The sequence below is a fragment of the Chitinophaga alhagiae genome (genome assembly GCF_003568665.1).
Taxonomy (GTDB): domain Bacteria; phylum Bacteroidota; class Bacteroidia; order Chitinophagales; family Chitinophagaceae; genus Chitinophaga; species Chitinophaga alhagiae.
In genome coordinates this window covers 754,288-768,450 of the sequence record NZ_QXMH01000001.1, presented here as the reverse complement: position 1 = coordinate 768,450, position 14,163 = coordinate 754,288, and the positions used below count along the sequence as shown (strand labels likewise).

General features: G+C 53.6%; 15 protein-coding genes. 11 read left to right on the top strand and 4 right to left on the bottom strand.

Annotation, left to right across the window (positions count from 1 at the left end):
• Positions 1–4: 4 nt before the first annotated feature.
• Positions 5–1,543, bottom strand: a complete 1,539-nt coding sequence (gene guaA / locus D3A97_RS03015) for a glutamine-hydrolyzing GMP synthase (RefSeq protein ID WP_119076506.1) — start codon at positions 1,541–1,543, stop codon at positions 5–7.
• Positions 1,544–1,645: 102 nt separating this feature from the next.
• Here guaA and D3A97_RS03010 point away from each other — a divergent pair, with 102 nt between their 5' ends.
• The 11 genes from D3A97_RS03010 (at position 1,646) to D3A97_RS24770 (ending at position 11,071) form a co-directional block, all read left to right on the top strand.
• Positions 1,646–2,347, top strand: a complete 702-nt coding sequence (locus D3A97_RS03010; protein ID WP_119076504.1) for a head GIN domain-containing protein — start codon at positions 1,646–1,648, stop codon at positions 2,345–2,347.
• Between the two features lie 59 nt (positions 2,348–2,406).
• The gene (locus D3A97_RS03005; RefSeq protein ID WP_157986327.1) at positions 2,407–3,333 is read left to right on the top strand and encodes a dialkylrecorsinol condensing enzyme; all 927 of its coding nucleotides are present in this window, start codon (positions 2,407–2,409) and stop codon (positions 3,331–3,333) included.
• A 270-nt stretch (positions 3,334–3,603) separates the two neighbouring features.
• Entirely contained in the window at positions 3,604–4,740 is a 1,137-nt protein-coding gene (gene darB / locus D3A97_RS03000) for a dialkylresorcinol biosynthesis protein DarB (RefSeq protein WP_119076500.1), read from the top strand.
• Between the two features lie 75 nt (positions 4,741–4,815).
• Positions 4,816–5,238, top strand: a complete 423-nt coding sequence (DarG, locus tag D3A97_RS02995; RefSeq protein WP_119076498.1) for a flexirubin biosynthesis protein DarG — start codon at positions 4,816–4,818, stop codon at positions 5,236–5,238.
• Between the two features lie 9 nt (positions 5,239–5,247).
• Positions 5,248–6,246, top strand: coding sequence for a BtrH-related acyltransferase DarH (gene darH / locus D3A97_RS02990; protein WP_119076496.1), 999 nt, complete (start codon positions 5,248–5,250; stop codon positions 6,244–6,246).
• Entirely contained in the window at positions 6,246–6,992 is a 747-nt protein-coding gene (locus D3A97_RS02985; protein ID WP_119076494.1) for an ABC transporter ATP-binding protein, read from the top strand. The genes darH and D3A97_RS02985 overlap by 1 nt, the downstream gene beginning before the upstream one ends.
• An 8-nt stretch (positions 6,993–7,000) precedes the next feature.
• Entirely contained in the window at positions 7,001–8,296 is a 1,296-nt protein-coding gene (locus tag D3A97_RS02980; protein WP_119076492.1) for an ABC transporter permease, read from the top strand.
• A gap of 96 nt (positions 8,297–8,392) precedes the next feature.
• A complete protein-coding gene (locus D3A97_RS02975; protein ID WP_119076491.1) occupies positions 8,393–8,650 on the top strand; it encodes a phosphopantetheine-binding protein in 258 nt (85 codons plus the stop codon).
• A gap of 12 nt (positions 8,651–8,662) precedes the next feature.
• Positions 8,663–9,877 (top strand): beta-ketoacyl-[acyl-carrier-protein] synthase family protein, encoded by a 1,215-nt coding sequence (locus D3A97_RS02970; RefSeq protein ID WP_119076489.1) that lies wholly within the window; start codon positions 8,663–8,665, stop codon positions 9,875–9,877.
• Positions 9,867–10,883, top strand: coding sequence for a beta-ketoacyl synthase chain length factor (locus tag D3A97_RS02965; RefSeq protein WP_157986326.1), 1,017 nt, complete (start codon positions 9,867–9,869; stop codon positions 10,881–10,883). Before D3A97_RS02970 ends, D3A97_RS02965 begins: the two co-directional genes overlap by 11 nt.
• A gap of 26 nt (positions 10,884–10,909) precedes the next feature.
• Positions 10,910–11,071: a hypothetical protein gene (locus D3A97_RS24770; protein ID WP_157986325.1), complete on the top strand. Its 162-nt coding sequence runs from the start codon at positions 10,910–10,912 to the stop codon at positions 11,069–11,071.
• A 53-nt stretch (positions 11,072–11,124) separates the two neighbouring features.
• Here the strand turns inward: D3A97_RS24770 and D3A97_RS02960 are convergent, their stop codons facing one another.
• The 3 genes from D3A97_RS02960 to D3A97_RS02950 all read right to left on the bottom strand — a co-directional run bounded on the left by D3A97_RS02960 (position 11,125) and on the right by D3A97_RS02950 (position 13,969).
• Positions 11,125–11,682 (bottom strand): transcriptional regulator, encoded by a 558-nt coding sequence (locus D3A97_RS02960; RefSeq protein ID WP_119076485.1) that lies wholly within the window; start codon positions 11,680–11,682, stop codon positions 11,125–11,127.
• The gene (locus D3A97_RS02955; protein WP_119076483.1) at positions 11,682–12,023 is read right to left on the bottom strand and encodes a type II toxin-antitoxin system HigB family toxin; all 342 of its coding nucleotides are present in this window, start codon (positions 12,021–12,023) and stop codon (positions 11,682–11,684) included. Before D3A97_RS02955 ends, D3A97_RS02960 begins: the two co-directional genes overlap by 1 nt.
• A 209-nt stretch (positions 12,024–12,232) precedes the next feature.
• The gene (locus D3A97_RS02950) at positions 12,233–13,969 is read right to left on the bottom strand and encodes a M14 family metallopeptidase (RefSeq protein ID WP_119076481.1); all 1,737 of its coding nucleotides are present in this window, start codon (positions 13,967–13,969) and stop codon (positions 12,233–12,235) included.
• Positions 13,970–14,163: the final 194 nt, after the last annotated feature.

The window sequence follows — 14,163 nt, the reverse complement described above, 5'->3', positions numbered from 1 at the left end:
CCCGTTATTCCCACTCAATGGTGGCGGGTGGTTTGGAACTGATGTCGTACACCACGCGGTTGATGCCTTTTACTTTATTGATGATGTCGTTAGATACTTTAGCGAGGAACTCGTAGGGAAGGTGCGCCCAGTCTGCCGTCATCCCGTCTGTGGAGGTTACGGCGCGCAGCGCCACGGTAAACTCGTAGGTCCGTTCATCGCCCATTACGCCAACGCTTTGTACGGGCAGCAGAATGGTGCCGGCCTGCCATACCTGGTTGTATAGCTCCGCTTCGCGGAGGTTCTCTATGTAAATGGCGTCTGCTTCCTGCAGCATGGCCACTTTTTCAGGGGTGATCTCTCCCAGTATGCGGATGGCCAGGCCCGGGCCGGGGAAGGGGTGGCGGGCCAGGAAGATGTCGCTGATGCCGATTTCCTTGCCTACCCGGCGTACTTCGTCCTTAAACAGGAAACGCAGCGGTTCCACCAGGCCCATGTTCATTTTTTCAGGCAGGCCGCCCACGTTGTGGTGGGATTTGATGGTGGCGGAGGGCCCGTTTACAGAAACGGACTCTATCACGTCAGGGTAAATAGTGCCCTGGCCCAGGAAGGCAATGTCTTTCAGGGTGGTGGCCTCCTGCTGGAATACCTCAATAAAAAGGCGGCCAATGATCTTGCGTTTGGTTTCAGGGTCTGTAACGCCCTTCAGTTCGCCGTAAAAAAGATCTTTGGCGTCTACCCCTTTCACGTTGAGGCCCATGTGCTTGTAAGAGTCCAGCACGGTGGCAAATTCGTCTTTTCTCAGCAGGCCGTTGTCTACAAACACGCAGTAAAGGTTTTGGCCAATGGCCTTGTGGATCAGTTCCGCGGCCACGGTAGAGTCTACCCCGCCGCTGAGGGCCATCACCACTTTTTTATCGCCCACTTCCTGCCGGATGCGGGCTACGGTTTCCTGTACAAAGGCTGCCGGCGTCCAGTTCTGCTGCATGCCGCAGATGTGTACCAGAAAGTTGCGGATGATCAGCTTGCCTTCCAGGGAATGCGTTACTTCCGGGTGGAACTGCAGGGCAAACAGGGGGTGTTTGGCCAGTGTAAAGCTCTTGAAAGCCGCAACCGGTATATTTTCTGTATGAGCAATGGGGGTGAAGGCCTCCGGCAGGCGCACAATAGTGTCTGCGTGGCTCATCCACACCTGGCTCTTGGGTGAAATGTCGTATAACAGGGGTTCTTCCTTGTCAGTATGCTCCATGAAGGCCCGGCCGTACTCGCGGTGGCTGCTTTTGGCCACTTCGCCGCCAAACACCTTGGCCATGAGCTGCGCGCCGTAGCAAACGCCCAGCACGGGTACCTTGTCTGCCATGGCGGCAATGTCTACCACGGGGGCCTGCGGGTCGTTCACGGAAAACGGTGAACCGGAGAGGATGATGCCTTTAATACTGCTTTCCCAGGTAACGGGTTTGGTGCATGGTTGTATTTCACAATAAATATTCAACTCCCGGACGCTGCGTGCAATTAATTGCGTGTATTGGGAACCGAAATCGAGGATCAGGATCTTTTCTGTCATGGTGGTGCAAAGATAGCGTTTGCCCATTAAATACCCTGCGCTTCGGGATTGAAGAATTCTTTGTATTTTTCCCCCGCACCATTTATCTATAAACCTTATTATATGAAAGCAACTTTCTTACCCCTGCTGCTGCTGCCCCTGATGGCGGCCTGCGATTCCGTGAGCGGAAGCCGCAACCTGGCCCGCGAAGAGCGCCGGCCCGGAGAGTTCTCCCAGGTAGAAGTGAGCGGTTCCATGAACGTGTATATTACCCAGGGCAGTTCTCACCTGCTGTCTATAGAGGCGGAAGACAATATTGTTCCGCTCATTGAAACAGACGTAGACGGCGGGGAGCTGCGCATCCGTTTCCGCCGCAATACCAACATACGCGCGCACAGGCCGGTAAAAGTGTTCGTTACCACGCCGGTGCTGGAAGGGGTAGACCTCAACGGCTCCGGGGACGTGGAGGTGAAAAGCCACTTCACTTCTCCCGGCCGCATGCATTTCAGCCTCTCCGGCAGCGGGGACCTGTCCGGCAGCTTCAATGCCCCGGTCATCTCGGTAGACCTGGCCGGTTCCGGCAATGTGGAGCTGAAAGGGCAAACGAGAGACCTGCGCATCAACATTGCCGGCAGCGGCAACTGTGAGGCGGACGAGCTGCTGGCGGAAACGGCAGACGTGAATATTGCCGGCAGCGGCAACGCCGAAGTACATGCCAGCAGGGAGCTGAAAACCAACACCCTCGGCTCCGGCGATGTGCGCTACAAGGGAGAGCCGTCTATCAAAAGCAGCAAGCTGGGCTCCGGCTCGGTGAGGAAGCTGTAGCATAACAAATTCGAAATCTTTTGTATGTTTACAGATTTTTTGGAACATCAGACCCGTTTATGAGTCAACTACCGAAGATACTTGTCGTCTATTTCACACAAACCGGCCAACTGAAGAGGATCATTGACAACGTGCTGGCTCCCCTGCAGGGCAAAGCCGCCGTGGTATATGAACAACTTGAGCCGGAGAGCCCCTTTCCTTTCCCCTGGCCGAAACAGCAATTTTTTGACGCCATGCCGGAAACCGTGCTGGCGCGGCCCAGGGCCATCAAACCCCTGAAAGTCAACCCAGACGAACATTTTGACCTGGTGATCATGGCCTATCAGCCCTGGTTCCTTTCCCCCTCCCAGCCGGTGGCCGCTTTCCTGCAAAGCCCGGAAGCCGCCCGGCTGCTGAAAGGCCGGCCGGTGGTGACCCTGCTGGGCTGCCGCAATATGTGGATCAACGCCCAGGAAAAGGTGAAAAGGTACCTGCACCAGCTGGGCGCCAACCTGGTAGGGCATATAGCCCTGGCGGATACGCATCACAACCTGGTATCGCTGATCACCATCCTCCGCTGGTCTACCAAAGGGAAAAAAGACGCGTTCTTTATATTTCCCCCGGCCGGCGTGCAGGAAAAAGATATTGTGGGGGCTGCCCGTTTTGCCGCTCCCATTGCGGAGGCGCTGGAGAAAAAAGCGTTTAGCGGCCTGCATGGGCAGCTGCTGGCGCTCCGGAGCGTGGAAATGAAACCCGGCCTCATTGTGCTGGAAATGCGCGGTGTAAAGCCGTTCCGCTTTTTTGCCAATTTCATCAGCGCCAAGGGCGGGCCGGGAGATGCCGCGCGCCAGGGCCGCGTTACCCTGTACCGCGTCATATTGCTGCTGGCCATCCCCTTCCTGTCTCCCTTTACCACCGTAGCATCCTGGTTGAAATTGCTGCTGCTGCGCAAACAGCTGAACGAGGATGTGGCCTATTATAAAGGCATCTCACTCCGGGAAGGATGATACTTTCTGCGTAAATTTGCCGTTAGGGAATGCCGGTAGTTGCGTATTATTTTCAGGTTACTGCCTTGCCGCAGGGTTAAATAATTCATGCAAAATTCTATATTTACGGCCGTTTAAACTGTCACCAGCAATGATCTGGCCTGATAAAGAAGCCATAAAAAGACGAATTACAGCAAATGAAACGCAAGTTCCATTTGACCAATAAAAAGACGAACAATTGCAAATGAAACGCAAGTTCCATCTGACCAATAAAAAGACGAATATTAACAGATGAAAGAAGTATATATCACGAGGCTCTCCAAATTTCTGCCGAATGAGCCAGTAGGGAACGATGAAATGGAAAGCATCCTCGGAATGGTGGATGGCAAGCCTTCCCGGGCACGCAATATGATCCTGGGAAATAACAAGATCAAGACCCGGTACTACGCGCTGGATAAAACGGGTGCTTCTACCCATACCAACGCTGAAATGACTGCCGAAGCCGTAAGAATGTTGTTTGACAACCAGCTTCCCATAGAACGTTTGCAGCTCCTGGCCTGCGGCACCACCTCGCCAGACCAGCTGCTGCCCAACCATGCCGCCATGGTACACGGCCTGCTGAAATGCCAGCCCGTGGAGCTGATTGCCGCCACCGGGGCTTGTGCGGCCGGTATGCAGGCGTTCAAGTACGCCTACATGTCTATTAAATGCGGCAACACCAGCAACGCCGTGAGCACCGGTTCGGAGAAATTCTCCAGCTGGATGCTGTCCCGCAAGTTTGAACCGGAAACGGAAAACCTCAAATCACTGGCGGAAAACCCCATTATCGCCTTTGAAAAAGATTTTTTAAGATGGATGCTTTCAGACGGCGCCAGCGCCGCCCTGTTCGAAGACAAACCCAATGCAGAAGGGCTGTCTCTCCGGGTAGACTGGGTAGAGATCGCTTCTTACGCCAATAACCTGGATACCTGCATGTACGCGGGCGCCATCAAGCATGAAGACGGCTCCACCAAGGGCTGGACGGATATGACCCCCGAAGAGTGGGCCGCCAACAGCGTGTTCTCCTTCAAGCAGGACACCCGCCTGCTGGGCAAGAACATTGTACCTTCCGGCGCGCAGATGTGGAAAGACCTCGTAGAAAAATACAATATCGATATTGACAAGCTCACCTACTTCCTGCCCCACCTTTCTTCCGAATACTTCCGCTTCCGGATAGATGAGGAAATTGCCAGGCTGGGCGTACACATCCCGCAGGAAAAATGGTTCACCAACCTCACCCGCGTGGGCAATGTGGGCACCGCTTCTCCATATTTCATGCTGGAAGAGCTGCTGAACCAGGGCTTGCTGAAGAAAGGCGATACCATTGTGATGATGGTGCCGGAGAGTGCAAGGTTCTCTTACGCATACGCACATATCACAGTAGTGTAAGTCAATTACCCGTTACGGACCAGGCTGCGTGTTACGGAAGTACACCCTGGTTCGTAATTGTTTAAAGCTGTATATATGAAGAAAGATGAAGTTCCGCAGGACGGCGACAACCTGCATCACGGTACATTCAAACAGTTATTCTATGCAGTGGACGCTTCCGGGGATTACACCCCGGTGTCAAGCGTAGGGTGGGAGCCGGAAAACGTGGCTTTGGGGCAGGCCTGGGAAGAAGTGGAACACCGCGTGGAAGCCACCCGCGGCAAGGTGGCGAGCGGAGAGCTGAGCCCCGTGGCGTTCTATATGGAACGTACCCTGCTTGACCTGCCGCTGCTGGCGCGGAAAGTAGGTAAATTCCAGTGGCAGGTGAAAAGGCATATGAAACCCGCCGTGTTCAAAAACCTGAGCGCCGATATGCTGGCCAAATATGCCGCGGTGTTCGGCATTGCCGCCGAAACCCTGCAAAAGGGAGAGCTGCTGCCTTTTCAGCGCCCCGAATAAAAAAAGATCATGACACAATTCAATCACGTACAGACAGCACATTGCGAGAGCGGCGTAATATCCAATATCTTCCGGCATTACGGTTTGCAGATCAGCGAGCCCATGGCCTTCGGTATCGGGGCCGGTATTTTCTTCGGCCATTTACCTTTTGTGAAAGTGAACGGTGTGCCCGGCACTACGTACCGCATATGGCCCGGCGCCATTTTTTCACGGGTGTGCAAACGCCTGGGCGTTAAAATGGAGTCCCGCAAGTTCAGCAGTCCCGCCAAAGCCAGGCAGGCGCTGGAAGAGGTGATCGCCAAAGGCATACCGGTAGGCATGCAGTCCAGCGTGTATTACCTCCCGTATTTCCCCGCTTCCTACCGCTTTCACTTCAACGCGCACAACCTGGTGGTGTTCGGCAAAGAGAACGGCCATTACCTGGTCAGCGATCCTATCATGGACACGGTGACGCAGATAGACCCCGAAAGCCTGGAGCAGGCGCGTTTTGCCAAAGGCTTCCCGGAACCGAAAGGAAAAATGTACTACCCCGTGAGCGTTCCCGGGCAGGTGGATTTTACCGGCCCCATCCGGGAAGGTATCAAACAGGCCTGCCATTATATGCTCAAAATACCCGTGCCGTTCTTCGGCGTAAAGGGCATCCGTTTCCTGGCCCGCCGGGTGAAAGATTACCCCACTAAAGAGGGAGACCGCAGGGCCGCCTTGTACCTTGGCAACATTATCCGCATGCAGGAAGAGATCGGCACCGGCGGTGCGGGTTTCCGGTTCATGTACGCCGCCTTTTTACGCGAAGCCGGCGCGCTGCTGGGCAGCCAGGAACTGAAAGACCTGGGCACGGAGCTGACCGCCGTGGGAGACCTCTGGCGCAATTTTGCCTTTGCCGCCGGCCGCGTATGCAAAGCCCGCTCGGCAGATAACGTTTCCTACGCGGAACTGGCCAATATGCTGCTGCATATTGCCGATGAGGAAGAAAAAGTATTCCGCCGCTTATCCAAAGTAAAATTCTGATGAACAGCATTGTGGTGAAAGATCTGCACAAAACCTACGCAGGGGCCCTTGTGCCAAGCCTGCAGGGGCTTTCATTTGCTTTTGAGGAAGGCAGGATGGTAGGTTTGCTGGGCCCCAACGGCGCGGGGAAAACCACCACCATTTCCATTCTCTGCGGGCTGGTGAAAGCTGGCAGCGGCCATGTACAGATCTTTGACCTGCCGCAGGACGCGGCGCACCGCGAGGCCATTAAACGCGCCATAGGCGTAGTGCCGCAGCAGATAGCGCTTTTCCCGCAGCTTACGGCGCTGGAGAACCTGCGGTACTTCGGCAACCTGTACGGGTTCAAAGGCAAGCCGCTGCTGCAGAAAATACATCACTACCTGGAGCTGTTCGGCCTGGAAAAAGCCGCCAGCAAAGAAGTGGGCCGTTTCTCCGGCGGCATGAAGCGCCGCGCCAATATTATTGCCGCCATTTTGCACAGCCCCCGGCTGCTGGTGCTGGACGAGCCTACCGCCGGGGTAGACGTACAGTCACGCAGCATGATACTGCAGTTCCTGCGGGATTACAACCGGCAGGGGAACAGTGTGCTCTACACTTCTCACCTGCTGGAAGAAGCCCAGCAATTGTGCGAAGACGTGGTGATCATAGACGAAGGAAAAATGGTGGTGCAGGGAAGCCCTGCCGCACTGATACAACAGCACCCCCACAGCCGCAACCTGGAAGATGTTTTTCTGCATTACACCGGGCACGCGGTACGGGATTAACCGATAACATGTTAAGGCTCATTGCTACCATACGGAAAGAATGGCTGCTGCTGCTGCGGGACAGGGCCGGCCTTGCATTGCTGTTTGCCATGCCGGTGGTGCTCATTACCGTAATGGCCCTGATACAGGATGCGCCTTTTAAAGATTACCAGGAAATAAAGTTCGACATACTGACGGTAGACAATGACCAGGGCCGCCTGGGCCGCTACATCCGGGAAGGGCTGGGCCAGAGCGGGCAGTTCAACGTGATAGACTCCCTGGGGCAGCAGCCGCTCACAGCAGCGCAGGCGCAGCAGCTGGTGGCCGAAGGGGAGTACAAGATCAGCATCACCATTCCCAAAGGCGCCACGGGAGAGATCGTTAGCAATGCCAACAAGATCGTGAACGATATCTCCAAAAGAATGGGCATGGCCGCGCAACTGCCCGTGAAAGCAGCCGCGGCAGACTCGCTGGCCGTACAGCTGTATTTTGACCCCGCCGCCAAAAAGGCCTTCAAAAGCGCCATCCAGCAGGCGCTGGACAATTTTCTGACGCAGGTGCAGACAGACCTTTTGCTGGAGCGCATACAACTGCAGCTCCGCAAGCGGGACAGCACCACCGCATCAGACACCTTCCCCGCCATCAAGCTGAAAGCCGTGGGCCTGCAGGAAACAAGCATCGGCGCCGGCAAACAGATAGACGTGATATCCAATTCCGTGCAGCACAACGTGCCCGCCTGGAGCATCTTTGCCATGTTCTTCATTGTGATCCCCATTGCCGGCAACATGATACGGGAGCGCGAAGACGGCAGCCTGGTGCGGATGAAACTCATTCCCGGCAATTACGGTGATATACTGGGCGGCAAGCTGCTGTTCTTTGTAGGCGTTTGCGTGGTACAGTTTTACCTGATGATGCTCATCGGCATTTACGGCATGCCGCTGCTGGGCCTGCCCCGCCTGCAAATGGGCGTAGACCACCTGGCCGGTTTCATCACCGCGTTCAGCATAGGCGTTACCGCCACCGCTTACGGCATACTGGTGGGCACCGTGTTCAAAACCCCCAACCAGGCGCTGAACTTCGGCGCTATTTCCGTGGTGATACTCAGCGCCATCGGCGGCATCTGGATACCGCTGGAAGTGATGCCCGAAAAGATACAGGCCGTTGGCCGCCTGTCTCCCTTAAGCTGGGGGCTGGATGCCATTAACGATATTTATTTGCGCAACGGCCATACCCGGTACATTCTGCCGGATATTGCACGGTTATTGAGCTGTGGTCTGATCATGCTGGGCATAGCGGCATGGGTGGAACAGCGCAGGACCGGTTGAACAACAAACATTTTCAAAACAACCGTAAAACCTTTATTTTTGATCCCTTGGAATGCGCCATGGGCAATACCCTGAAGCGCAGCAACCTACAACATTATGGAAGCGTTAAAATTGAAATTGAAACAGCAGATAATTGAGGCATTGAATTTGCAGGACACCCGCCCTGAAGACATTGATGACAACGCGCCGTTGTTTGGAGAAGGGCTGGGGCTTGACAGCATTGACTCGCTGGAGCTGATGGTGCTGCTGGAAAGGCAATACCAGATCAAGGTGGAAGACCCCCGCGAAGGCCGTAAAATTCTGCAGTCCGTACAAACAATGGCTGAGTTTATCAAAAGTAAACAGGCAGCGTAACACCAGGGTAAAATGGCGGAAAGGGTTTTTATTACCGGAATGGGCATGATATCCGCCATTGGCAACAATGTGGTGGAAAACCTGCGCAGCCTGCGGTTGCAGCAAAGCGGCCTGGGCCACACCCGGTACATTGCCACCATTCACAAGGATGTGCTGCCTGTGGCGGAAGTGAAGCTAAGTACGGAAAAACTGGCCACCATGGCCGGCTTTGAGAGCACCGGCGGTTACACCCGCACCACCCTGCTCGGCCTCGTTGCCATCAGCGAAGCCCTCACGGCCGCCGGCATTGCCGATGCAAAAGAACTGCCCGCCGCCCTGATCAATGCCTCTACCGTAGGCGGCATGTGCGATACGGAAAAGGTGTATTTCGATATACTGGACCCTCAGAAAGAAGGCACTTTCCTGCAATACATAGATACGCTTGACTGCGCGGACTGTACCCAGCGCATGGCGGACATCACCGGCATCCGGGAGTATGTGACCACCATTTCCACCGCCTGCTCTTCCTCCGCCAATGCCCTCATGTACGGCGCCCGCCTTATTCAGCAGGGCCTGGTGCAACGGGCCGTCTGCGGCGGTACGGAAGCGCTCACCCGCTTCACCATCAACGGATTTAACTCCCTCAAGAACATAGACAAACAATTCTGCCGCCCTTTTGACCAGCAGCGCAATGGCCTGAACCTGGGAGAAGGCGCCGCCTACCTTGTGCTGGAAAGCGAATCGTTGGCCAGGCAGCGCGGGGCCAGGATACTGGCGGAACTGAGCGGATGGTGCAATACCAACGAAGCATTTCACCCCACCGCGCCTTCGCCGGAAGGAGACGGCGCTTATGAGGCCATGAAGAACGCACTGGCCATGAGCGGCAGAACGGTGGAGGAGGTGCAGTACGTGAATGTACACGGCACCGCTACATTAAATAACGACGTGTCAGAAGGGAAAGCATTGGAACGGCTGTTTGGCGCCCAAGTGCCGCGCTTCAGCTCTACCAAGCCATTTACAGGACATACCCTGGCCGCGGCCGGCGCCATAGAAGCCATCTACGCCGTACTGTCCATCGGCCAGCAAATGATCTTTCCCAACCTGCATTTCTCTGAAAAAATGGAAGAACTGGCCATTGTGCCCGAAACCCGGTTGCTGGAAGAGTATCCCGTGCAGAACGTGATCTCCAACTCATTCGGTTTCGGCGGCAACAATGCATCGCTGGTGTTCAGTAAATATGAAGGGTAAGGTTTACATACGGGGTTGCGCCGCCATTTCTCCGCAGGAGAGCTTCAGCGGCAGTTTTGTACCGCAGCCGCCAACGCTGGCGGACGATAACATCCTGCGCGCAAAGGAGCCGGACTACAAGGCCTTCATTGCGCCCAACAACCTGCGCCGTATGAGCCGCATGCTCAAAATGGGCCTCACCGCCGCGTTGCAATGCCTGCAAAATGCCGGTATTACCGTGCCGGACGCTATCATCACCGGCACCGGCAAAGGCAGCCTGCAGGATACAGAACGTTTCCTGCACGACATCCGCCAGTACGCCGAAGCCGCCCTCAATCCCACGCCGTTCATACAATCCACCTACAACTCCGTAAATGGCCTCATTGCCCTGCAACAGCAATGCACCCGGTATAACAATACCTTCGTACACCGCGGTTTCTCTTTTGAACATGCCGTGCTGGACGGCCTCATGCTGCTCCGCGAAGGCAACGCCGCCAACGTGCTCGCCGGCGGTTTTGACGAGATCACCAAAGAACATTTTTACATCAAAAGCCGCATCGGCTACTGGAAAACAGCCCTCACCCAACCTGCGGACCTCTTCAGCAGCAATACGCCCGGCGCCCTTGCCGGCGAAGGCGCGGTGTTTTTTGTGCTGGGCGCCGCACCGGCGGCCGTGAGCCTGGAAGGTATCAAGATGATGTACAAACCCTCGCAGGAAAGCCTGGGCCAGGCACTCGAAACCTTCCTGTCTCAACACCAGCTCACACCCGCAGATATTGACCTGCTGATAACCGGCCAAAGCGGAGATAGCAATCACGACCACTGGTATCAATTCGTACAACAGAAATACTTCCCCGATACAATTGCCACGCCCTTCAAACATTTATGCGGGGAATATGATACCGCGGGCGCCTTTGCCCTGTGGATGGCGGTGCAACGGATGCAGGAGGAAGAGCGGCTGAAACATGTATTGATCTACAACCAGTTTTACGGGGAACAGCATACGTTGATGTTGCTGGGACGGTGATATTTCATCTGTCTAAAACGTGCCTTATGCGCTACTTTTTATGGATCATCCTCGGCGCCTGCCTGGGAGGATGCAAGACCTATCCGGCCAATGTTACCGGCTCTCTCTATGTACAAAAGGACGGCCGCGCAAGTAAAAAATGGACGCTGGTATGGGAAGACAATTTCAACAATCTGCAGCCAGGGTAGCTGCCGGTGCAGATGGTGTGGGTGAGGGTGAGGGTGTGTCAATGATAGCTGTACTATGCACAAAGCTGTAACCTCGCCTTGTTCAGTTTCGGTTTATTGAGCGCGGTAATGGTTGCGCTAATTTTATCCAGCTTTTCAACGGGGAGGTATTTGGGTACCAGCAAATCAATATCTATTTTGAACAACAGGTTAATTATTACAAGGTCCTGAAGTGTAAATGGCTTAATTCCGTTTATCAATTCAGACATGTGCGTTTTGCTTTTGTGGCCAAGCAGCAGGCCTAATTCTGCTTGGGTCAGGTTAAAATCTTTCAATTTACGCTGGATGATGTTTTTTCTTTTCTCAAGGAACACTCTTTCTTTTTCAGCAATGATTTCCGCCTGATCGCTTTGCTCGATAAGTTCCTGCCCTACAGCTTCTTCATTGGGCCAAACACGTTTTTCGTAATCTTCGATCAAGTCCCGCAACTTGATACGGAGATTTCTAAAATGGCTGCTGGTTTTTGCGAGCAGACGTAATTTTCTATCAGCAATCATAGCTCTCTCATAATCCAGTTCACTATTGATGATGCCGGACTCAACTAACTTTTCAATATCTATTTGTGTTTTCATTATTCTATGTGGCCGTTTTTTCTAAGCCACTTTTCAATAGATGGCTTATTATTCTTAAAAATTCTTTCGTAGTCGTCGTGAGATCCTGCCCAAACTATGGTGGCTTCTCCATCATCATCAAAGTCAACTAGGACCAAAGAACGATGAACACTTATATTAAAGAAATAAAAACCGTCATTGTGTACACAATCAGCATCCTTTCTGACATCGGACAATTTAGTGTTTTGGGGGTTAAACCCCTCCAGATCTTCCACCAATTTGTCAATCTCGGCACAGAGTGGTTTGTTGCCTTTATTTTTCTTTTTAAGTTTAATTAGCTTATTCTTACCAAGAACTCTCATCTCAAAGGTAATTAAAGTTCGGAAAATAACCGAATTTATTGGAGCGGAAATACTGCAGAATAATGCCATTTGCTGGCGCAAGGTGAATTTATATACAGGTTAACATTCGCTCTTATCGGCGTTTTTAGTGGTTGGTTTAACAAATGTTCTTGATGCTAATTAGAGACGAGTGAAGATAAGGATCCAGTTGATCATTCTTTCTCATTCATTCATTCTTTTTTCACCACCCGAAACACCGGATACCGCATAAAACCCGGCTCGTTCCACGGAGAAAGGCGGTACACGAAATTAAGCTGCGCCTGTGCGCTGTTGGCAAAAGCGGTATCCGCCGCCCGCTTTTCTTCCAGCGCCTTTTTTGCTTCGGGGTGAGATTGCAGGAACTCCGCCGCCGTGTCTTCAAACACGTAGGTGGAATAACCTTCTTTCTGGCCCAGGATGGCATCAAAGAAATTCCATGCAAAAAAAGAGTCGCCGCCCTGCGGCTCCAGCGTTTCTACCAGGTAGCGGTTGGCTTCCTGGTTCATCGGGATATAATAATCCCCTTTCAGGAATTTGATGTTTTGCTGGCTGGTGCTCACGGTAATGCCGGAGTGCAGGTAGTGTTTTTCGTATGGCCGTTGGGGGGTGTTGTAGTTGTCGATTTTATAGGCCTCTACGGAAATGGTGGTGTCTTGCGTGAGGCGCCGCATTTTTACGCCATTCAGCTGCAGCAGCTCCGTTACGGCCCACCAGCCCTGGGGAATGATATAGGCGGCCGGTTTGGTCACAAAATCGCCCGGCAGAAAGGTGTTGTATATTTTGATCTGTTTTTCGTAGGGCTGCGCGCGGTCGTAGTAGAGGCGGGGCAGGCCTGAAACGGCACTGGTTTTCATGCCGGCCTTGTAACCTTTGAAGGTATAGAGATCGTACTGCGTTTTGTCTGGCGCCCAGCTCAGGGGGAACTTCTCCTGTGTTTTCACGGCGTTTTTGGTTTGCCGGCGAAGGTTGCTGATCTGTTCGCTATACTGTGCAGTGAACTGGATAAAACATTCCATGAGCGCGTAGGTGGCGGCTACCCGCTGGGGGTAGGGTTTTAGCATATGGGTTTCGGGTACAAAGCCGAAGGTGTGGAAGAGGGTGGTATAACCGCTGGAATAACGGGGGCCGTCTGCGTAGGCCGTCCAGCCGCTGTCTGGCGTGCTGCCGAAGTGATTTACATAGGGCAGCAGGTCGTACCCCTTGGTTTTCATCATTTTATACAGTTCTGGCTCAAAGGTCTGGTGCAGGAATGCACCCATGGGCCCGCCCAGTTTGCCGTACTGGGTGCTCAGCAGGGTCATGACGTGTTGATAATCAGCGCCATTGCTCACGTGGTTATCAATAAAAACGTCTGGGTCGATGAGGTGGTATATTTTGTGAAAGGCGCGCGCATTGCGGGAATCTGCCTTTATAAAATCCCGGTTCAGGTCAAGGTTCTGGCCATTGCCGCGGGAGCCGAACTCGGCCGGGCCGTTCTGGTCTACCCGGTAAAAAGCACTGCGGTTAAGGGCGCCGCCAATGTTGTAGAGCGGTATTACGGCCAGCACTACATTGGCGGGCAGTTTCTTTTTGCCTTGCAGAATATCGCGCAGCAGCAGCATGCTGGCGTCTACCCCGTCCGGCTCGCCCGGGTGAATGCCGTTATTGATCAATATGACCCTTTTATGCTTCTTTTTGAGGCTGGGAAAGGAAAAGTCCCCGTCTTGCGACAAAACGGCCAGGTGCAGGGGGTATCCGCTGTCCGTTTGCCCTATTTCCAGCAGCTTCAGCCGGGGAAAGCGGGCGGCCAGGGTTTTGTAGTAGGCAATGCACTCAAAATAGGTGGCCGTTTCTTTGCCATTGCTGCGCTCGTAACGGGTGGTAAGGTCTTGCGCGGAGAGGGGAAAGGCCGCAGACACCAGTAGCAGGGTAACCAGGAAGTTCCTCATAAAATATTGAAAGTCAGTATGTTTAGATTCGTTGATGGATATTGACAGGGATAAATGTACGATGTGAGGGGGAGAAATGGAAGCGTGCAGGTTTTTCCGGGGTATCGTCAAACAAGTGGAAAGCCTTCGCTGAAAGGGGCTATAGATCGGGACCCATTGAGAATAAATGAGTTAAGGGAATTTGGGGCAATAAA